The organism is Streptomyces sp. NPDC051217 (genome assembly GCF_044455465.1).
In the GTDB taxonomy this organism is placed as follows: Bacteria; Actinomycetota; Actinomycetes; order Streptomycetales; family Streptomycetaceae; genus Streptomyces.
The window spans coordinates 23,006-41,931 of sequence record NZ_JBITEV010000009.1; the positions used below are offsets into that span (position 1 = coordinate 23,006).

At 70.4% G+C, this 18,926-nt stretch carries 13 protein-coding genes and 1 pseudogene; 5 read left to right on the plus strand and 9 right to left on the minus strand.

The window, feature by feature from the left end; genetic code table 11:
- Positions 1-34 precede the first annotated feature (34 nt).
- The 4 genes from ACIBBB_RS20780 to ACIBBB_RS20795 all read right to left on the minus strand — a co-directional run bounded on the left by ACIBBB_RS20780 (position 35) and on the right by ACIBBB_RS20795 (position 3,863).
- Positions 35-382 (minus strand): hypothetical protein, encoded by a 348-nt coding sequence (locus ACIBBB_RS20780; RefSeq protein WP_398984004.1) that lies wholly within the window; start codon positions 380-382, stop codon positions 35-37.
- Between the two features lie 177 nt (positions 383-559).
- The gene (locus tag ACIBBB_RS20785; RefSeq protein WP_398984007.1) at positions 560-2,947 is read right to left on the minus strand and encodes an ATP-binding protein; all 2,388 of its coding nucleotides are present in this window, start codon (positions 2,945-2,947) and stop codon (positions 560-562) included.
- A 24-nt stretch (positions 2,948-2,971) separates the two neighbouring features.
- Complete coding sequence (locus ACIBBB_RS20790; protein ID WP_398984009.1) at positions 2,972-3,601, minus strand: DUF6879 family protein; 630 nt, start codon at positions 3,599-3,601, stop codon at positions 2,972-2,974.
- Positions 3,594-3,863: a hypothetical protein gene (locus tag ACIBBB_RS20795; protein WP_398984011.1), complete on the minus strand. Its 270-nt coding sequence runs from the start codon at positions 3,861-3,863 to the stop codon at positions 3,594-3,596. The genes ACIBBB_RS20790 and ACIBBB_RS20795 overlap by 8 nt, the downstream gene beginning before the upstream one ends.
- A 239-nt stretch (positions 3,864-4,102) precedes the next feature.
- Between ACIBBB_RS20795 and ACIBBB_RS20800 the strand changes: the two genes are divergently transcribed.
- From ACIBBB_RS20800 to ACIBBB_RS20815, 4 genes and pseudogenes are all read left to right on the plus strand, one after another.
- Complete coding sequence (locus ACIBBB_RS20800; protein ID WP_398984444.1) at positions 4,103-4,528, plus strand: MerR family transcriptional regulator; 426 nt, start codon at positions 4,103-4,105, stop codon at positions 4,526-4,528.
- A complete protein-coding gene (trxA, locus tag ACIBBB_RS20805) occupies positions 4,525-4,887 on the plus strand; it encodes a thioredoxin (RefSeq protein WP_398984013.1) in 363 nt (120 codons plus the stop codon). The genes ACIBBB_RS20800 and trxA overlap by 4 nt, the downstream gene beginning before the upstream one ends.
- Before the next feature lie 171 nt (positions 4,888-5,058).
- A pseudogene (locus ACIBBB_RS20810) lies at positions 5,059-7,352 on the plus strand (HelD family protein).
- Between the two features lie 329 nt (positions 7,353-7,681).
- Positions 7,682-8,443 (plus strand): SDR family NAD(P)-dependent oxidoreductase, encoded by a 762-nt coding sequence (locus ACIBBB_RS20815; RefSeq protein ID WP_398984015.1) that lies wholly within the window; start codon positions 7,682-7,684, stop codon positions 8,441-8,443.
- Here ACIBBB_RS20815 and glgB read toward each other — a convergent pair.
- From glgB to ACIBBB_RS20840, 5 genes are all read right to left on the minus strand, one after another.
- On the minus strand, positions 8,352-10,808 hold the full coding sequence (gene glgB / locus ACIBBB_RS20820) for a 1,4-alpha-glucan branching enzyme (protein WP_398984017.1): 2,457 nt from the start codon (positions 10,806-10,808) through the stop codon (positions 8,352-8,354). The two genes, ACIBBB_RS20815 and glgB, sit on opposite strands and share 92 nt — an antisense overlap.
- Before the next feature lie 109 nt (positions 10,809-10,917).
- Positions 10,918-12,423: a maltokinase gene (locus ACIBBB_RS20825; protein ID WP_398984019.1), complete on the minus strand. Its 1,506-nt coding sequence runs from the start codon at positions 12,421-12,423 to the stop codon at positions 10,918-10,920.
- Between the two features lie 225 nt (positions 12,424-12,648).
- On the minus strand, positions 12,649-14,373 hold the full coding sequence (gene treS / locus ACIBBB_RS20830; protein WP_398984021.1) for a maltose alpha-D-glucosyltransferase: 1,725 nt from the start codon (positions 14,371-14,373) through the stop codon (positions 12,649-12,651).
- On the minus strand, positions 14,373-16,358 hold the full coding sequence (locus ACIBBB_RS20835; protein ID WP_398984023.1) for an alpha-1,4-glucan--maltose-1-phosphate maltosyltransferase: 1,986 nt from the start codon (positions 16,356-16,358) through the stop codon (positions 14,373-14,375). The genes treS and ACIBBB_RS20835 overlap by 1 nt, the downstream gene beginning before the upstream one ends.
- 403 nt (positions 16,359-16,761) lie before the next feature.
- Positions 16,762-17,679, minus strand: a complete 918-nt coding sequence (locus tag ACIBBB_RS20840; protein ID WP_398984025.1) for an SDR family oxidoreductase — start codon at positions 17,677-17,679, stop codon at positions 16,762-16,764.
- A gap of 119 nt (positions 17,680-17,798) precedes the next feature.
- On the opposite strand from ACIBBB_RS20840, the gene ACIBBB_RS20845 reads away from it, so the two are divergent.
- Entirely contained in the window at positions 17,799-18,764 is a 966-nt protein-coding gene (locus tag ACIBBB_RS20845) for an AraC family transcriptional regulator (protein ID WP_398984027.1), read from the plus strand.
- Positions 18,765-18,926: the final 162 nt, after the last annotated feature.

Below are 18,926 nucleotides of genomic sequence, written 5' to 3' on the forward strand. Positions count from 1 at the left end.
TGACCCCGGCGCGTTGAATTCCTGAAGCCTCGGATCAGCGCTCGCCGCGTCGCCGACGGGCGTAGAGCGCGGCGACGGAGTGGGTGACGGTCGCGAGCGTGCGCATGTACTCGTACGCGTGCAGCGGCGGTGTGCCGGCGTCCGGCCGCCCGTGCCGGTCGAGCAGCCGGTACGCGATCCGGTGCAGATCCCGCACCGGCGCCGGGTCCGTGTCGCCGAGATCCTCCAGCAGCAACAGGCTCAACTGCCCGAGGAGTTGACCCGTAGTCGCGTCCACCCAGGACCGTTCGGGGAGGTCCGGCCCGGGGGCGAGCGCGCGCTCGACGGTACGGGAGATGGTCACGAGATCGACGGGCAGCGCCACGTCTCCGGTCTCGTTCATCGGGGCCTCCCGTCTGTGAGGAGTGGTACGGCTCCGAGGCCATCCTCACTCAACTCGCCGCGCCGCGTGCGTCGGTCACAGGAGTGAACGCCGGACCACGCTGCCGCCGTGAGCGTGCTGACGACGGCTGCTGGACCTGTGGGTGGAGCGGTCGGGGTTCTGGCTCAGGGAGTGATGTCAGGCCCGCCCGAGCGCTGCCGCGACACGCTCGCGCATGGCGACGGCACGCGGGTCGTCGTACCCCCGGACCAGTTCCCACGCGGCGCCCCAGTGCCCGGCGGCGCCCTCCGGATCATCCTCCACGAGGGCCCCGGCCAGCCCGTCGAGCGCGAGGGCCTCGTGCCACCCGTCCCCCAACTCCCGGTGCGCCGCGACGGCCCGGCGGTGGAACTGCGCGGCTTCCGGGCACCGTTCGAGCGCGTGATACGTCTGCCCCGCGCCGTACCAGGCCAGGGCTTCCCGGCTGCGGTTGCCGAGCCGGCGGTGGAGGGCGGCGGAGCGCTGATAGGAGACGAGGGCGTCGTCGTACGTGCCGAGGGCGCGTTGGGCGTCGCCGAGGGCGATGAGCCAGTAGCCCTCCAGTCGGTTGTCGCGGAGGGTCTCCGCGATGTCGAGCGCCTGCCGGGAGGAGGCCAGGGCCTCCTCCGGCCTGCCCTCTTCGAGCTGGAGGCAGCTCATGACCCGCAGGATGTTCCCCTCGCCCCGGAAATTGTTCATGGCGCGGTGCGCGGCCAGAGCGTCGCGGGCGACGGCGGAGGACTGCGACAGACGACCGGCGCTGTAGTGGGCGGACGCCAGATTGGACAGGGCGATGGCCGCCCACGGCGGCGAGTCCACCTCCTGGAAGAGCGGGATGGCCCGCTGGAAGTGCTGGGCCGCGGCCGTGAGCTCTCGTCTGCGCAGATGAACGAGGCCGATCAGATTGAGTGAGGTCGCCTCGCCGACGTGATCGCCGGTTTCGTGGCGGATCTCCAGCGCGCTCCGGTGGCATTCCAGCGCCTTGGAGAGCCGGTCCACCCGGACGTTGTCCCGGCCGAGGTGAGTGAGAAGGCGGGCTTCGGCCTGCCGGTCGCCGGCTCGCCGGGCCGCTTCGAGCGCGATGTCGCCCACCGCCAGCCACTCGTTGACCGGCGCCGAGGAGGGCCGGGCGTTGAAGAAGACGACCGCCAGCTGCCAGGCCCTCCGGTCGTCCGTGCCCGCCGCGGCACGGATCGCCCGCAGAAGGTTGGCGTGCTCGCGTTCGGCCCAGTCCACGGCGGAGTTGTAGTCGGCGAACGCGGAGGGACGTACCTCGTTCCCGGGCGGCGCGAGCGGCATGTGCTGCTCGTCGGGGCTGATCCAATCCTGAGCGGCGTCCGCGCCGTGCAGATACCAGTCCAGCACGCGGTGGAGCGCGGCGTCCCGCTCCCCGGCCGGCTCCTCGTGGTGGGCCTGGTCGGTGGCGTACGCGCGGAGCAGATCGTGGAATTGGTAGCGGTCGGGTCCCATCTGTTCCAGCAGGTGGGCGTTGACCAGGGAGTCGAGCAGGTGCCGGGTTCCGCTGACGGGGGCGGCGGCGATGGCGGCGGCGGCCTGGAGGCCGAACTCGGGACCCGGATGCATTCCGAGCAGCCGGAAGAGCCGGGCCGCCTGCTCGGACAGGGCGCGGTAGGACCAGGCGAAGACTGTGCGGACGGCCTCCGCCTCCTCGTCGTCCCCCGTGCTCAGCGCGTCCCACAGGGCTGACTCGTCACGCAGGTCGGCGATCAGGTCGTCGAGCCGCAGATGCGGCCGGCTTGCCGCGCGCTCGGCAGCGATACGCAGGGCCAGCGGCAGCCGAGCGCACAGATCCGCCAGTTCGGTCAGCTTCTCCAAGTCGTCCTCGGGGCGGTAACCGGCGGTGACGGCCCGCAGCAACGCCACCGCCTCCGCCTGTGGCAGCGTGCCGAGCGTGAGCCGGCGGGCACCGTCGCGGACGGCCAGCCCGGAGAGCCTGCTCCTGCTGGTGACGAGTACGAGACAGCCCGGTCCGCCGGGCAGCAGCGGACGGACCTGACCGGCGGTGGAGGCGTTGTCCAACAGGACGAGCATCCGACGGTCCGAGAGCAGCGAGCGGTAGAGCGCCGCCGCCGCGTCGATGTTCTGCGGCACCGACTGTGCCGGTACGCCGAGTGCGGGCAGAAACCGGTGCAGGGCCTCCTCGGCGGTGACAGGCTCTCCGGGATCGTATCCACGCAGATTGACGTAGAGCTGTCCGTCGGGGAATCGGTCACGTGCCTGGTGCGCCCAGCGCAGCGCGAGCGAGGTCTTGCCCGCCCCGGCCGTGCCCGCGATGACACAGACGGAGATGACCAGCGGGTCGCTGTTCTCCCCGGCCACGACGGCGTTCAGCTGGTCGAGTTCCTGGACCCGGTTGACGAAACCGGGGACATCGGCCGGGAGTTGACGAGGTCGCGGGCCCGCCGACGGCCGGTCCTCCTCGCTGCCCGGCCCATGGAAGTGGATGCCGCCGCTGACACTTCCGGCCTGCACGACATCGCGCGAGGACCCCGAGAGGTCGTTCGCCGACCCACCGGGGTGTTCCACGTCGTCACGGTTCTGGCTGATCGTCTACTCCGGCGGAATCGTCGGGGCGGGGAGATGGGCCACGACCCGTTCGAAGTACGACGCGATCTCCTCGCCCGACTCGTAGAGCGACTTGATGTAGTGCTCCCATTGGGCCACGATGTCCGGCTCTGTGAAGCGGATCGCCCCCTGTGGATGTCCCGCGTTGGAGTAAAGGATGTTGAAGAGGGTCCGGCCGCCCAGCACCACGAGTTCCGGCAGCGGTTCAGATCGCTCGACGGCGGCCACGGATTCGGCGCTCACGACACGCACGCGCGCACCGAATTGGGCTTGTTGCCGCAGCGAGTGCAATTCCCACTGGAGATAAGGGGTCAGCGGCTCTTCGACCAGGCGAACGCGGTGAAACGCGTGACCCTGACGTTCGTCTTCCCGGGCGGCGGCAGCGAGGGCGTCGCGGCGGTCTTCCATGAGCCGCAGGGACTCTTCCCAATCACCCCGCCGAAGAGCGTCACGGCTCGGACTGCCCTGCTCCTCGAAATGCTGGCGCCTCTCCAGCTTCCAGGAGTCCGCGTCGCGGAGTACGGCGCTGCGCTCCCGGAAGTCCTTCCGGTACGCCTCGCGGACGAGTCGCTCACCCCGCTCCGGCAGGAGGACGGGCGCGCACGTCTCAGGCATCGGGGATGTCCGCCTTCGCGGCGCTCAAGACGTTTCCTGGAATGATGACCAGACGCTCGTCCGGGGCAAGTGTGACCCCTCGCGGAAGACGCGGAGCGTAATGGCTTGTCAGATCCCGGCCGATCACGGCGATGTCGCCGTTGTCGAGCCGCCAGATGTCGGGACACTCGTCATTTCCGTCCGAATTCCCCAGTTCGACGGGCGACTTGCCGAGTCGCCGTTCGAATAAGGCGGAAGGATCCGCTTCCCAGGCACGGGCCATGCCTACCTCCACACGATGTGGTCGAGAGTGCTGACGCACCACATTTTACGTTCACTCGATTACGGAGAGCAACCATGAACATCGGTTTCGCGCCACGCCGAGTCTCCGTGCAAGGGGTTTTGTGGCCGCCGGGCACCGGCGTGCAGGTGCGTCGGCCCTCCGCACGCCCTCCCCTTTCGGCCGGGCCATCGCCCGCGGCCGTTGCCTTGACGTCGGCGTCAAGGATTACCGTCGTGGACATGCGCATCGGCGAGCTGGCGGAGCGGGCGGGGACCAGTACCCGTGCTCTGCGTTACTACGAGTCCCGCGGGCTGCTGCCCGCACGGCGGGCGGGGAACGGCTACCGCACGTACGACGAGGACGATCTGCGGCTGATCCAGCAGATCCGGACCCTTCAGGACTTCGGGTTCGATCTGGAGGAGACGCGGCCGTTCGTCGAGTGTCTGCGGGCCGGGCATCCGGCCGGGGACTCCTGTCCCGCCTCGCTCGATGTGTACCGCGGCAAGCTCGCCGAGCTGGACGAGCTGATCGGGCGGCTCGGTTCGATACGCGCCGAGGTAGGCGAACAGCTCGCGCAGGCCGAGGCGGCCGCGCAGGCGGTCGAGCCGCCGGAGTCGCTGTGCGAGCTCACCGTCCACCAGCTTCACGAGGGAGAAGACGCATGATCCAGGCCGAGGGCGTCGCCGCAGTCACGGACGAGAGCTTCGAACGCGAGGTGCTGAACGCCGGTCTTCCCGTGCTGGTGGAGTTCACCGCGGACTGGTGCCCGCCGTGCCGCCAGCTCGCGCCGGTGCTCAGCGCGGTGGCCCGCGAGGAGGCCGCGCGGCTCAAGGTCGTCCAGCTGGACGTGGACACGAACCCGGAGACGATGAATCGCTACGGCGTCCTCGCGATGCCGACCCTGCTGGTGTTCCGCGCCGGCGAACCGGTGAAGTCGATGGTCGGCGCCCGCCCCAAGCGCCGGCTGCTCCAGGAGCTGGAGGATGTCCTCCAGAGCCTCCCGGCTGCCCCTGCCCGCCCCTGACCCCGCCCCGAGCCCGCGCACAAAAATACCCCGGCACCGAATTGACGGCCGGGGTATCGCTCTGCGTATATTGGGTGTTTCGACTTTCCCTCTTCGCATCTTCTGCGGAAAGCCGAAATCAACTTACTGGGCAAAGCGTATCGGACAGGGGCTGAATTGTCAACCGAGGAATTGCGGAGCGAACAGCAATTCGTCTCGCTCCTCCATGAGCGTCTCGATGCGCTCAGGGAGCAGGCCGAAGCCGCCGTGCGTACGTCGATCAGGCAGGTCAGCACAGGTCGGCAGGCCATGGTGGAGCGGGACATCCGGGTCGCCGAGCACTCCACCACCATCACCACCCTGAATGCCGTGGAGACCGGGCTCTGTTTCGGCCGTATCGATCTCATGGACGGCGTCACCCATCACATCGGGCGAATCGGAATGCGGCTGGACGACGTCGAACGCACCCCGCTGCTCATCGACTGGCGCGCTCCCGTGGCCCGCCCTTTCTATCTCGCCACCGGTTATTCGACGATGGGTCTGCGCCGCCGCCGGCACATCACCACCGAGGGGCGGCGGGTCACCGCGCTCCACGACGAGATCATGGATCTCAGCGACACCACCCGCACCGGGTACGAGGACCCGGACGGCGACGCCGTGCTGCTCGCCGCGCTCGACTCGGCCCGTACCGGGCGGATGACCGACATCGTGCGGACCATCCAGGCCGAGCAGGACCGCATCATCCGCGCCCCGCACCGCGGCGTCCTCGTCGTCGAAGGCGGGCCCGGGACCGGGAAGACCGCCGTCGCGCTGCACCGCGCCGCGTATCTGCTGTACGCGCACCGCGAGCAACTGGCCCGGCGTGCCGTGCTGATCGTCGGGCCCAACCCCGCCTTCCTCGGGTACATCGGCGAGGTGCTGCCCTCCCTCGGCGAGACCGGGGTGCTGCTGGCCACGACCGGTGAACTCTTCCCCGGCGTACGGGCGACCGCGACCGACACCCCGGCCGCCGCCGCCGTCAAGGGACGCGCCGAGATGGCGGGCGCGCTGGCCGCCGCGCTGCGCGACCGGCAGCAGGTGCCCGATCCGCACATCGAGATCGAGCACGACGACGGAACGCTGTACCTGGACCGGGCGATGGCGGAGGACGCGCGCGCCGGCGCCCGTAACGCCGGCCTCCCGCACAATCTCGCCCGGCCCCACTTCGCCTTCTCCGTCATCGACTCGCTCACCGAGCAGCTCACCGAGCGCCTCGGCGCCGACCCGTACGGCGGCCCGAACCTCCTCGACGCCACCGACATCGCGCAGTTGGGCAAGGCGATCGCCACCAGCCCGGCGGTGCAGGCGGCCATCGACGAACTGTGGCCCACCCTCACCCCGCAGGACCTCGTCGCCGACTACCTCGCCGAACCCACCCATCTCCCCGACGGCGACGACGGGTTGATTACGCGTCGGATCAGCGGCCCCGACGACTGGACCCCCGCGGACGTGCCTCTCCTGGACGAGGCCGCGGAGCTGCTGGGCGAGGACGACACCGCCGCGCGCGCGCCGCCGCCGAGGTCGAGCGGCGCGAGCGGATCGCGTACGCGCAGGGGGTGCTGGAGCTGAGTTACGGCTCCCGCACCTACGAGTTCGAGGACAAGGACGAGGAGGCTTCGGAGGTGTTGCTCGCCCACGACCTCATCGACGCCGAACGTCTCGCCGAGCGCCAGGAGGAGTCCGACACCCGAAGCGCCGCCGAGCGCGCCGCCGCCGACCGTACCTGGGCCTTCGGTCACATCGTGGTCGACGAGGCGCAGGAACTGTCCGCGATGGCCTGGCGGTTGCTCATGCGGCGGTGCCCGGCCCGCTCCATGACACTGGTCGGCGACCCGGCGCAGACCGGCGACGTGGCCGGCTGCGACTCCTGGCAGCAGATCCTGCGGCCGTACGTCGGCGAGCGCTGGGAGCATGTACGGCTCGGCGTCAACTACCGTACGCCCGCCGAGATCATGGCCGTCGCCGCCGAGGTCAGGCGGCTGGAGGACCCGTCCTTCGAGCCGCCGAGCTCGGTCCGTTCGACGGGGGTCGGGCCGTGGGTGCGCGAGGTGAAGCCCGACGACCTCGTCCGTACGGCCGCCGCGAGTGCCGTCGAGCACGCCGCCTCGCACGCGGCGGAACACGGCGGCGAGGGGCGGCTCGCGGTGATCGCCCCCGGCGCGCTGCTGCCCGGGCTCGCGGCCGAACTCCCCGACGCCTCCTGGGGAGTCGAGCCCGATCTCACCCGGCCGGTCGTCCTGCTCGACCCCCGGCAGGCGAAGGGGCTGGAGTTCGACACGGTGATCGTCGTCGATCCGGAGGCCGTTCTGGACGGTTCGCCGCGCGGCACCAACGACCTGTACGTGGCGCTGACCCGTGCGACGCAGCGGCTCGGCATCGTAAGGAATGTCACCGTCCCGCCCCGGCTCGTTTACGAGAGCGCCACCGGAGGGCCGACCAGGTCGTGAACCCCGCCCCCGGACAGGCACGGTCGTCATGTCCACAACGGGGGAGACATGCGTCGTACGGGAAGTCGCGGGAGGCGCGGAGGTGGCGGAAGGGGGGGACGCGGACGCGTCGGCCCCGCCGCGGTGGCGGGGGCGCTCGCCGTGGCGGCGACGGTCGTGGCGCTCGTGCTGTCCGCGCAGAACGTGGCGGGGTGCGACAAGACCCCGGCCGTCCGGCTGAGTTCACGCTGCTGAGGGGGCCCCGGGCTTGACCTTCATACCGGTGTGAAGCCTTAGCTTCTCGTTCGTCCGACGGCGCGGGCCGTCGGCGGGAGCGAAAAGGGGCAGCGGTGTCCGGAGCGGTGATCATCGGGGTGGGGCCGGGCATCGGTCGGGCGGTGGCCCGGCGGTTCGCCCGTGAAGGGCTGTCCCTCGCGCTTCTCGCACGGCGTGAGGAGACGCTGCGCGCGGCGGCCGACGCGGTCGCGGACAGCGGCGTACGGGTCCTCACACAGGCCGCCGACAGCACGGACGAGACCGCACTCCGGGCGGCCCTCGACAAGGCGGCCGACGCACTCGGCCCGCCGGACGTCGTCGTCTACAACGCGGCGCTCATCCGCGCGGACGCACCGGGGGAGCTCTCCCTGCGCGACCACTTCGACGCCTGGGCGGTCAACGTCGGGGGCGCGCTGACGGCCGCCGCCCACGTCGCGCCCGGGATGGCGCGGCGCGGCGGCGGCACGTTCCTGATCACCGGCGGCATGCCCGAGCCGAAGCCGGAGTACGTGAGCCTGTCGCTCGGCAAGGCGGGGGTACGGACCCTGGTCACCCTGCTCGGCCAGACGTACGGCGCCGCCGGCGTACATGTCGCGAGCGTCACCGTCCACGGCCCCGTCGCCCCCGGTACGGACTTCGACCCGGACGACATCGCGGCGCACTACTGGCGCCTGCACACCCAGCCACGCGGCGGCTGGGACCACGAGACACACCACAGCGGCGCACCGGACAGGGCTCAAGACCTCAGACCGGCTTCAGCCACAGCGTCGCCAGCGGCGGCAGCGTCAGTTGGACACTCGCCGGGCGGCCGTGCGCCGGGACCGCCTCCGGCTTGAGGGTGTCCAGGTTGAACACGTCCCCGCCGCCGTAGCGCCCCGCGTCGGTGTTGATGACCTCCGTCCAGCCCGAGATCCCCTCCGGGACGCCGATGCGGTACTGATGCCGTACCACCGGCGAGAAGTTGGAGACGGCGAGCAGCGGCGCGCCCTCCGCGTCGAAGCGCAGGAACGCGAACACGTTGTCCTCCCCGGCGTCCCCCTCCACCCAGGAGAAGCCGTCCGGGACGGTGTCGCGCTGCCAGAGCGCCGGGGTGCGGCCGTAGACCGCGTTCAGGTCGCGCACCAGGTCCCGTACGCCCCGGTGGTCGGCCTCCGCCGTGTACGACGGGTCCAGCAGCCACCAGTCCGGGCCGTGGCCCTCCGACCACTCCGCGCCCTGTGCGAACTCCTGCCCCATGAAGAGGAGTTGCTTGCCCGGGTGCGCCCACATGTAGCCGAGATACGCCCGGTGGTTGGCTCGCTGCTGCCACCAGTCGCCGGGCATCTTGGAGACCAACGACCGCTTGCCGTGGACGACTTCGTCGTGCGAGATCGGCAGGACGTAGTTCTCGCTGTACGCGTACACCATCGAGAAGGTCATCTCGCTGTGGTGGTACTTGCGGTGCACCGGCTCCTTGGAGACGTAGTCCAGGGAGTCGTGCATCCAGCCCATGTTCCACTTCAGGCCGAAGCCGAGACCCCCGAAGCCGCCGGGCCCCACATGGTGCGTGGCGCGGGTGACGCCGTCCCAGGCCGTGGACTCCTCGGCGATCGTGACGACACCGGGGCAGCGGCGGTAGACGGTCGCGTTCATCTCCTGGAGGAAGGCGACCGCGTCCAGATCCTCCCGGCCGCCGTACTCGTTCGGCGACCACTCGCCGGCCTCGCGCGAGTAGTCCAGATAGAGCATCGAGGCCACCGCGTCGACCCGCAGGCCGTCGATGTGGAACTCCTCGCACCAGTACACGGCGTTGGCGACCAGGAAGTTGCGCACCTCGGTGCGGCCGAAGTCGAACTCCAGCGTGCCCCAGTCGGGATGTTCGGCGCGCGAGGGGTCCGCGTGCTCGTACAGCGGCCTGCCGTCGAACTGGGCCAGCGCCCATTCGTCCTTCGGGAAGTGCGCCGGCACCCAGTCCACGATCACACCGATGCCCGCCCGGTGCAGCGCGTCCACCAGGAAGCGGAAGTCGTCCGGCGTGCCCATCCGGGAGGTCGGGGCATAGAAGCCGGTGACCTGATAGCCCCAGGAACCGCCGAAGGGATGCTCGGCGACCGGCATCAGCTCGACATGGGTGAAGCCGAGATCCTTGACGTACGCCGGAAGCTGAAGGGCGAGCTGACGGTACGTCAGTCCAGGCCGCCAGGAGGCGAGATGGACCTCGTACACGGAGAACGGTGCCTCGTGCACCGGCAGTTCGCCGCGGTGCGCCATCCACTCCTCGTCGTGCCACACATGGTGCGCCTCGGTGACGATCGACGCGGTCGACGGCGGCACTTCGGTGCGGCGGGCCATCGGGTCCGCGCGCAGCGTGTGCGACCCGTCGGGCCGGGTGATGTCGAACTTGTAGAGCGCGCCCTCGCCGATGCCGGGCACGAACAGCTCCCACACGCCGGTCGAGCCGAGCGAGCGCATCGGGTAGACCGTGCCGTCCCAGTAGTTGAAGTCACCGGAGACCCGCACGCCCCGCGCGTTCGGCGCCCAGACGGTGAAGCGGGTGCCGGTGACGCCCTCGTGGACCATCGGCTGGGCGCCGAGGGCCCGCCACAGCTCCTCGTGCCTGCCCTCGCCGATGAGATGCAGGTCGAGATCGCCGAGCGTGGGCGGGAAGCGGTACGGGTCCCGCACCTCCACCTCGTCGACCTCGTCGGCCGTCGCCCCGTAACGCACCAGCAGCGAGTACTCGGGAACCTTGCGCCACGGCAGCACACCGGAGAAGAAACCGTCGCCGTCGTCGTGCAGTTGGGCCCGCAGGTCCTTGGCGACGACGGTCACGGCCTTCGCGTACGGCCGCAGCGCGCGGACGACGACGCCGCCCTTGCCGGGGCGGGCGCCGAGCAGGGCGTGCGGGTCGTGGTGCGAGCCGCCGAGCAGCCGGTGCCGGTCGGAATCCGCGAGCGGTGGCGCGGGCCGTACGACATGACCGCCGGGCTCCTCGACCGACTTCGGGGGCGTACCGGCGTCCTCGGCCGGCTTCGGCGCCTTCGCGGACTTGCCCGCCTTCTCGGCCTTGCCGGACTTTCCTGCCTTCCCTTCCTTCGCGGCCTTTGCCTCCTTCCCCTCCTTCGCGGCGGGCGCGGCCTCGCCGGCGGGGGCCGGGACGCCGTTGGAGGGGAGCGGGGGCTGCGGCTCTGACGGGTTCTCGGACGGCGGGCGGGCGGTCACGGGGGCTGCCTCCTCGGTGGGGATGACGGGGGTCTTGGGAGCCGGTGGGCCGACGGATCGGCCCACCGGGCTTCGGTGTCGGACGTGTCGGACGTGTCGGCGGCGGGTGTCAGGGCCGGTGGCCGGCCAGGCGGTGGATCGCCGCCATCGGGACGGGCAGCCAGTCGGGACGGTTCCTGGCCTCGTACAGCACCTCGTACACCGCCTTGTCCGTCTCGTACGCCCGCAGCAGCGCGGCGTCCTCGCGCGGGTCGCTGCCCGTCGCCTCGCCGTAACCGTCGCAGTACGCCGACCGGCAGCGCTCCGCCCAGTCGGGGTGCCAGGGCTCGTGGGAGCGGGCGGCGTAGTCGAACGAGCGGAGCATGCCCGCCACGTCGCGCACCGCGGGCTGCGGGCGGCGGCGTTCGGTGACGGGCCGGGCGGGCTCCCCCTCGAAGTCGATCAGGGACCACTCGCCGTCAGGTGTCCGCAGCGTCTGGCCGAGATGCAGATCGCCGTGCACGCGCTGTGCCCGCGTGACCGGGCCGCCCCCGGCCGCCTCACCACCTCCCTCACCGCTCCCGTGTCCGTTGTGCCCGTGCCCGTGCCCGTTCCCGGACCGGGCGAGCGCGTCGAAGGCCGTACGGAGCCCGGTGACGTACGGCAGCAGCACGGGCACCGCCTGCGCGGTGACGTCGAGCCGCCGGGACATGGCATCGGCCAGATTCGCCGTCTGCTGCGGTCCGAGCGAGACCGTGGGCAGCGCGGCGGCGAGCGCGAGATGCACCTCGGCGGTGGCGCGCCCCAGCGCCCGCGCCTCGTCGGTGAAGGCGTTGCCGTCCGCCAGCGCGCGCAGCGCCAGTTGCCAGCCGTCCTCGGAGTTCTTGAGGAACGGCTGGAGCACGCCCAGCGTCAGCGGCTCCTGCCCGGCCCCGCCGTCCACCGCCTGGAACCAGGCCACCGGCGAGGGCACCCGCCGCGAGCCCTGGCGGGCGAGGGCGAGCGGCAGTTCCAGATCGGGGTTGGCGCCCGGGAAGACCCGGCGGAGGATCTTGAGGATGTACTCCTCGCCGTACACCAGCGAGGAGTTCGACTGCTCGGCGCCGAGCAGTCGCGGCACGAGCCCGGCCGGGATCTCGACCGCCCGGTCGAAGCGCAGCGGCCCCAGGGCGCCGGGGGAGCGCAGCCGCTCCAGCAGCAGATCGGCGAGGCGCGGGTCGTGCAGCGCCTCGTAGACGACCCGGCCGGCCAGCGGCCCCGTGTCGGCGATGCCGATGCGAGCGGCGGCGAGTTCAGGCGGCAGGGCGGACCGTACGCCCAGCAGCAGTTGGTAGCAGTCGTCGGTGGGAGGGACCGGGACGGGCGGCGCGTCCAGGTCGGGGGTGGCGCGCTGTTCGACGCGCACCAGCAGATGGAGCAGGCCGGGCGTGGGGCCCGAGCCGGCCGGGGGCATCAGCTCGGTGGCGGCGACCGCCGAGAACCCTGTGATGGGCCGGCCCTTGCCCGCGAACCAGCGCTGTCGGGGCAGCCACTCGTGGAGCAGCGGGGTGAGCGAGTCGACCAGCCTCGCGGCTCCGGTGGGCGAGAGCGCCGCGCCGGGGCCTGGTGAGCTCCGGGCGGATGCAGCCTTCGACATGGCATCGCGTCCTTTCCCCGGGCACACCACAGGATGCGCAGAGTGTCCCGGATTGCGGCAACGGAGTCCGGCTGTGCGGGACGTGTCGGGTGAGGATGGCCCGTACGGACCGAAAGTCCGCCCGGCGTGGGAAGACCCTCGTACGGACCACTCGATGTCGTGGATGGTGCCCCGTGCGGGGCGGCGGTAACCGACCGCCCCGCACTTGTCTCTCTGAGGTGCCCGTCAGGCGGGCGTGGGATCCTTCCTGAGCCGGAACCAGTAGAAGCCGTGGCCCGCCAGCGTCAGCAGATAAGGCCAGTCACCGATCGCCGGGAAGCGCACCCCGCCGATCAGCTCCACCGGGTTGCGCCCGCTGAACGCCCGCAGATCCAGCTCCGTGGGCTGTGCGAAGCGTGAGAAGTTGTGCACGCAGAGCACCAGGTCGTCGCCGTTGCCGTCCTGCGACGGTGCCTCGCGCAGGAACGCGAGCACCGCCGGATTCGTCGACGGAAGTTCCGTGTACGAGCCGAGCCCGAAGGCCGGGTTCTGCTTGCGGATCTCGATCATGCGGCGCGTCCAGTGCAGCAGCGACGACGGCGACGCCATCGCGGCCTCGACGTTGGTGACCTGGTAGCCGTAGACCGGGTCCATGATCGTCGGCAGGTAGAGCCGGCCGGGGTCGCAGGACGAGAAGCCCGCGTTCCGGTCGGGTGTCCACTGCATCGGGGTCCGTACGGCGTCGCGGTCGCCGAGCCAGATGTTGTCGCCCATCCCGATCTCGTCCCCGTAGTAGAGGATCGGGGAGCCGGGCAGCGACAGCAGCAGAGCGGTGAACAGCTCGATCTGGTTGCGGTCGTTGTCCAGCAGCGAGGCCAGCCGGCGCCGGATGCCGATGTTGGCGCGCATCCGTGGATCCTTGGCGTACTCCGCGTACATGTAGTCGCGTTCTTCGTCCGTGACCATTTCGAGTGTCAACTCGTCGTGGTTGCGCAGGAAGATGCCCCACTGGCAGCCGGTCGGGATCGCCGGGGTCTTGGAGAGGATCTCCGAGACCGGGTAGCGGGACTCGCGCCGTACGGCCATGAAGATCCGCGGCATCACCGGGAAATGGAACGCCATGTGGCACTCGTCGCCGCCCTTGGCGTAGTCGCCGAAGTAGTCGACGACGTCCTCCGGCCACTGGTTGGCCTCGGCGAGCAGCACGGTGTCCGGGTAGTGCGTGTCGATGATCTCGCGGACCTCGCGCAGCAGGGCGTGGGTGGCCGGCAGGTTCTCGCAGTCGGTGCCCTCCTCCTGGTAGAGGTACGGCACGGCGTCGAGTCGGAAGCCGTCGATGCCCAGGTCCAGCCAGAAGCGCAGCGCCGAGACGATCTCCTCGCGGACCGCCGGGTTCTCGTAGTTGAGGTCCGGCTGGTGCGAGAAGAAGCGGTGCCAGTAGTACTGCTTACGGACCGGGTCGAAGGTCCAGTTGGACGTCTCGGTGTCGACGAAGATGATCCGCGCTTCCGGGAACTGCTTGTCGTCGTCGGCCCAGACGTAGTAGTCGCCGTACGGCCCGTCGGGGTCCTTGCGGGACTCCTGGAACCATTCGTGCTGGTCGCTGGTGTGATTCATGACGAAGTCGATGATCACGCGCATACCGCGCTGGTGGGCGGCGTCGACGAACTCCACGAAGTCGGCGAGGTCGCCGAACTCGGGGAGCACCGCCGTGTAGTCGGAGACGTCGTAACCGCCGTCGCGCAGCGGGGACTTGAAGAACGGCGGCAGCCAGAGACAGTCGACACCGAGCCACTGGAGATAGTCCAGTTTGGCGGTGATGCCCTTGAGGTCTCCGACGCCGTCGCCGTTGCTGTCCTGGAACGAGCGCACCAGGACTTCGTAGAAGACGGCTCTCTTGAACCAGTCGGGGTCACGGTCCTTCGCGGGAGTGTCCTCGAACTTGTCGTGGACAGGCTCATTGATGATCATTATGTGGGTGACCCTCCGATCGGCGGGGACGGTCGCAGAACGACGATGTGCGCGGGTGTGACACCCGGCTCCAGGCGCACGTAGTTGGCCCTGCCCCAGTGGTAGATCTCTCCGGTGAGCTCGTCGCGCACCGGGGCGGTCTCGTGCCAGTCGAGGCCGAGCCGCGGCATGTCCAACGAGACCGTTGCCTCCTGGGTGTGGTGCGGGTCGAGGTTCACGACGATCAGCACGACGTCCGGGCCCGAGCGCTTGCTGTAGGCGATGACCGCGTCGTTGTCGGCATGGTGGAAGTGAATGTCACGCAGCTGCTGCAACGCCGGGTGCCGGCGCCTGATCCGGTTGAGCGCGGTGATGAGCGGGGCGATGGTGCGTCCCTCTCGCTCCGCCGATTCCCAGTTCCGGGGGCGCAGCTCGTACTTCTCCGAATGCAGATACTCCTCGCTCCCGGGCTTGGCCGGGGCGTTCTCCATGAGTTCATACCCTGCGTAGACGCCCCAGGACGGCACCATCGTCGCGGCGAGTACCGCGCGTAGCTCGAATGCCGGACGGCCGCCCTCCTGAAGATAGGCGTGCAGGATGTCGGGCGTGTTGACGAAGAAGTTCGGGCGCATGTACGACGCCGAGTCGCCCGAGAGGTCGGTCAGGTAGTCCGTCAGCTCCTGCTTGGTGTTGCGCCAGGTGAAGTACGTGTACGACTGCTGGAATCCGATCATGCCGAGGGTGTGCATCATGGCCGGCCGGGTGAACGCCTCGGCCAGGAAGATCACATCGGGGTCGGTGCCGTTGATGTCCGCGATCACCCGCTCCCAGAAGACCACCGGCTTGGTGTGCGGATTGTCGACGCGGAAGATCCGGACGCCGTGGTCCATCCAGTGCCGCAGCACCCGCAGCGTCTCCGCGACCAGTCCGTCCATGTCGCGGTCGAAGGCGATCGGGTAGATGTCCTGGTACTTCTTGGGCGGATTCTCGGCGTACGCGATGGTGCCGTCCGCGCGGTGGTGGAACCACTCGGGGTGTTCCTTCACCCAGGGATGGTCGGGCGAGCACTGGAGGGCGAAGTCCAGCGCGATCTCCATGCGCAGCGACGCGGCCTTCTCCACGAAGGCGTCGAAGTCCTCGATCGTGCCGAGGTCGGGGTGGATCGCGTCGTGGCCGCCGTCGGCGGAGCCGATCGCCCACGGGACGCCGACGTCGTCCGGGCCGGGGGTGAGCGTGTTGTCGGGGCCCTTGCGGTGGGTGGTGCCGATGGGGTGGATCGGCGGCAGATAGACGACGTCGAAGCCCATCGCGGCGACGGCGGGCAGCCGTTCGGCGGCGGTCCTGAACGTGCCGCTGACCGGGAGCTTGCCCGGGGAGAGGACCGCGCCCTCGGAGCGCGGGAACAGCTCGTACCAGGAGCCGTACAGCGCTCTCTCCCGCTCCACCAGCAGCTTGACCGGCTTCGACGCGCTGACCAGCTCGCGCAGCGGGTGGCGGGCCAAGGCCTCCTCGGCCTCCGGCGTGAAGGCGGCGGCGAGCCGGGCGGCGGCGGGGCGGCGCTCGTCGCGCAGGCCGTCCGCGGCGGCCAGGACCGCCTCGCGGCCGTCGCGCTTGGGGACACCGGCGGCGGCTCGCTCGAAGAGCGCGGCGCCCTCGGTCAGGACGAGGTCCGTGTCGATCCCGGCCGGGATCTTGATCTCGGCGGCGTGGCGCCAGGTGGCGAGCGGATCGCTCCACGCCTCCACCTTGAAGGTCCACCGGCCTTCGGATGTCGGTGTGACGTCGGCGCCCCAGCGGTCGGTGCCGGGGGCCAGCTCGCGCATGGGGGTCCAGGGGCCGGGCCGGCCGTCCGGGCCCCGCAGAACGACATTGGCGCCGACGGCGTCGTGGCCCTCCCGGAAGACGGTCGCGGTGACCTGGAACGTCTCTCCGCTCACCGCCTTGGCGGGGCGTTTGCCGCAGTTGACGAGAGGGCGGACGTCCAGGACAGGAATGCGACCGATCATGAAATCACCTGAGGGCTGGGCGGGCGTGGCAGGCATGGCACGTCGAACGGATGAGAGGTTTTTGCCTGAGTTTGCTGTTATTTGTAGCTGCTCCGGCGGTGACTGGCGGGCTGCGGGCATGGCCGCTCCTGTCCGCGTTCACTCCAACAGCGGTGGAATCGGGTGAAACCGGCGTGCTTGCGGTGCGTACCGCATGAGCCTTCCCACGAATTTCGGGTACACAATCCGCCACTCCGTTAAGAGCTGGGCAACTCTGGAGGCGTGGCCGAAACATGTCGGATCGCACAGGAAGAAGGGCGCCCCGTTCTCGCGGCCGCACGGGCGGCTTCCGCGGGAACGGGGCGGAAACGGGGGCGGGCGACCGGGGCCGGGGGCGTGCGCCGGAGCCCGGAAGTGGAGGGCGTCAGCTCGCTTCCGTCGACCAGACCTGCCACGGCTGGCGCGTCACCCACTCGTCCACCGGCGCCGGCTTCACGGCGAGCGCGTCCGCCGACCGCCCGCCGTCGTCCGCCATCAAGAGCGGGTCGGTGCCCGTCGCCATGTAGTGGTAGACACCGGCGACCCCGGCGGCCGCCTCCGGGCCCGCGACCTGGGACAGCGCCTGCTCGAACACCGTCGGGGGCAGCGACAGGTACCGCACGTCGCGTCCCAGGCCCGTGGCGAACGCCGAGGCCAGCTCGTCACCGGTCAGCGACTCGCTGCCGCCGATGTCGAACGTCCCGCCCTCCACACCGTCCACGGTGAGCGCCGCGAAGACCGCCTCCGCGAGATCCCGGTGCGAGATCCAGGCGGTGGAGGTGCCACCGGGCAGCGGGTAGGCGAGCACTCCCTCGCTGACCAGCGCCGGCCCGTTCCACGGGCTGAACAGGTTGTCGAGGTAGACCGGCGGCCTCAGCACCACCAATGGCACACCGCTCGCCCGCAGTTCCTCCTCGGCGATCCGGCGTGTCTCGAAAGCGGCGACATTCGTGGACTGTTCGGGAATACGGGTGTTGGAGTTGTAGACGAGGCGCTGGATTCCGGCCTCGCGTGCGGCCTCGGCGACATTACGGGCGTACCGCCGGACCTGCTCCGTCCCGTACACCAGCGGCATCACCACGCAGGCGTGCGTAGCGCCCTGCATCAACTGCCGTACGGCGGGAGGATCTGCCAGGTCACCGCCTACGAACGAGGCTCCGGGGAGCGGCGGCCGGTCCGCCTCGGCTGCGCGCGTCAGCGTACGGACCCGCTGTCCGCGCTCGGCCAGCAGACGGGCCACGGCACCGCCCTGGAACCCCGTCGCCCCCACTACCGCGACGCGCATCGGAATCTGATCGGACATGTGTCTGAAGGCCCTTCGATAGGGTGTGTCTGCTGTCGATGACGGCTCTGTCACAAGGCTGGCGGCGGCGGGTTCGGCCGATCAATTAACAAACCGGGGCGGGGGTTGAAGGATCGTCCATGGAACCGATGGAGCCCATCAAGATCGAAGGTGACGATCTCCTGAGCGAGCTGCTGAAGCCGCTCCGGCTCACGGGGGTCTTCGACAGTCGTTGGCACGTCAGCGCGCCGTGGGCCATCGAGGGCGACGCCGAGCAGAGCTGTGCGATCCTCCACTACATCGTCCAGGGCGGTTGCTGGATCACCGGTGAGGGCCAGACGCCGCTGGAGCTTCGCGAAGGCGACCTCGCGGTCTTCCCCACCGGCACCGCGCACCGCATCGCCGACCGGCCCGACCGGACCGGCGGACTGCGGCTCGGGGCCGTTCTGCCCGAACGGCTGCCCGGCACCTCGGGCGAGCTGAGGATCGAGGGCGGCGGGCCGGAGAGCCGGCTGCTCTGCGCCGGACTGCACTACGACGCGAGCGCCGCCACCGGCCTGTACACGGCGCTGCCGTGGGCGCTGGTCCTCGACCGCACCCAGGTGGACAACGAACCGCTGCTCCGCGACACGCTGCGGCTGCTCGCGTCGCCGCACCGGCCCGTCGAACCGGGCGACCGTCTCATCACGCTGCGCGCGTTCGAGATGGCGCTGGTCCTGGCGCTGCGGCCGCTGCTGCGGGAGATCGCCGACAATCCGTCCTCGCTGCCGGTCCTGAGTCACCCGGGGATCAGCAGGGCGATGGTGATCATCGCGACGCGGTTCGCCGAGCCGTGGACGATCGAGTCCCTGGCGCGGGAGGTCGGCATGTCCAGGTCGGCGTTCACCGCGGCCTTCCGTGAACTGGTGGGGGAGGCCCCGGCACGGCATCTGACGGGCCGTCGGATGCAGGAGGCGGCGCGGCTGCTGGGGGAGACGTCGCTGCCGCAGTCGGCGGTGCCGCAGCGGGTGGGGTACCGCAGCGCGGTCGGTTTCCATCTTGCGTTTCGCAAGTGGTTCGAGAAGACGCCGGGCGAGTACCGCAGCGGTGCGGTGCCCGCCGCTTAGGGCTCGCCGATGTCGCGGTCTGGCCGGTTATTAAGGACCGCTGGACGGTCGTTCATTGCTGTCGGCACTTGCGGCAGGGAAGGCTCTCGGGGAGTGGAAGCAGCGTTCCCGGTGTGCCCGGTGTGCCGGGCGCGCAAGATGTGTCGGATGTGTCGCGCGTGC

Excerpts from the sequence above, each read along its gene's own strand:
- treS (WP_398984021.1), bottom strand. The coding sequence starts at position 14,373 with ATGATCATCAATGAGCCTGTCCACGACAAGTTCGAGGACACTCCCGCG.
- ACIBBB_RS20780 (WP_398984004.1), bottom strand. The coding sequence starts at position 382 with ATGAACGAGACCGGAGACGTGGCGCTGCCCGTCGATCTCGTGACCATC.
- trxA (WP_398984013.1), top strand. The coding sequence starts at position 4,525 with ATGATCCAGGCCGAGGGCGTCGCCGCAGTCACGGACGAGAGCTTCGAA.
- ACIBBB_RS20835 (WP_398984023.1), bottom strand. The coding sequence starts at position 16,358 with ATGATCGGTCGCATTCCTGTCCTGGACGTCCGCCCTCTCGTCAACTGC.
- ACIBBB_RS20795 (WP_398984011.1), bottom strand. The coding sequence starts at position 3,863 with ATGGCCCGTGCCTGGGAAGCGGATCCTTCCGCCTTATTCGAACGGCGA.
- ACIBBB_RS20825 (WP_398984019.1), bottom strand. The coding sequence starts at position 12,423 with ATGTCGAAGGCTGCATCCGCCCGGAGCTCACCAGGCCCCGGCGCGGCG.
- ACIBBB_RS20840 (WP_398984025.1), bottom strand. The coding sequence starts at position 17,679 with ATGTCCGATCAGATTCCGATGCGCGTCGCGGTAGTGGGGGCGACGGGG.
- ACIBBB_RS20790 (WP_398984009.1), bottom strand. The coding sequence starts at position 3,601 with ATGCCTGAGACGTGCGCGCCCGTCCTCCTGCCGGAGCGGGGTGAGCGA.
- ACIBBB_RS20845 (WP_398984027.1), top strand. The coding sequence starts at position 17,799 with ATGGAACCGATGGAGCCCATCAAGATCGAAGGTGACGATCTCCTGAGC.
- ACIBBB_RS20800 (WP_398984444.1), top strand. The coding sequence starts at position 4,103 with ATGCGCATCGGCGAGCTGGCGGAGCGGGCGGGGACCAGTACCCGTGCT.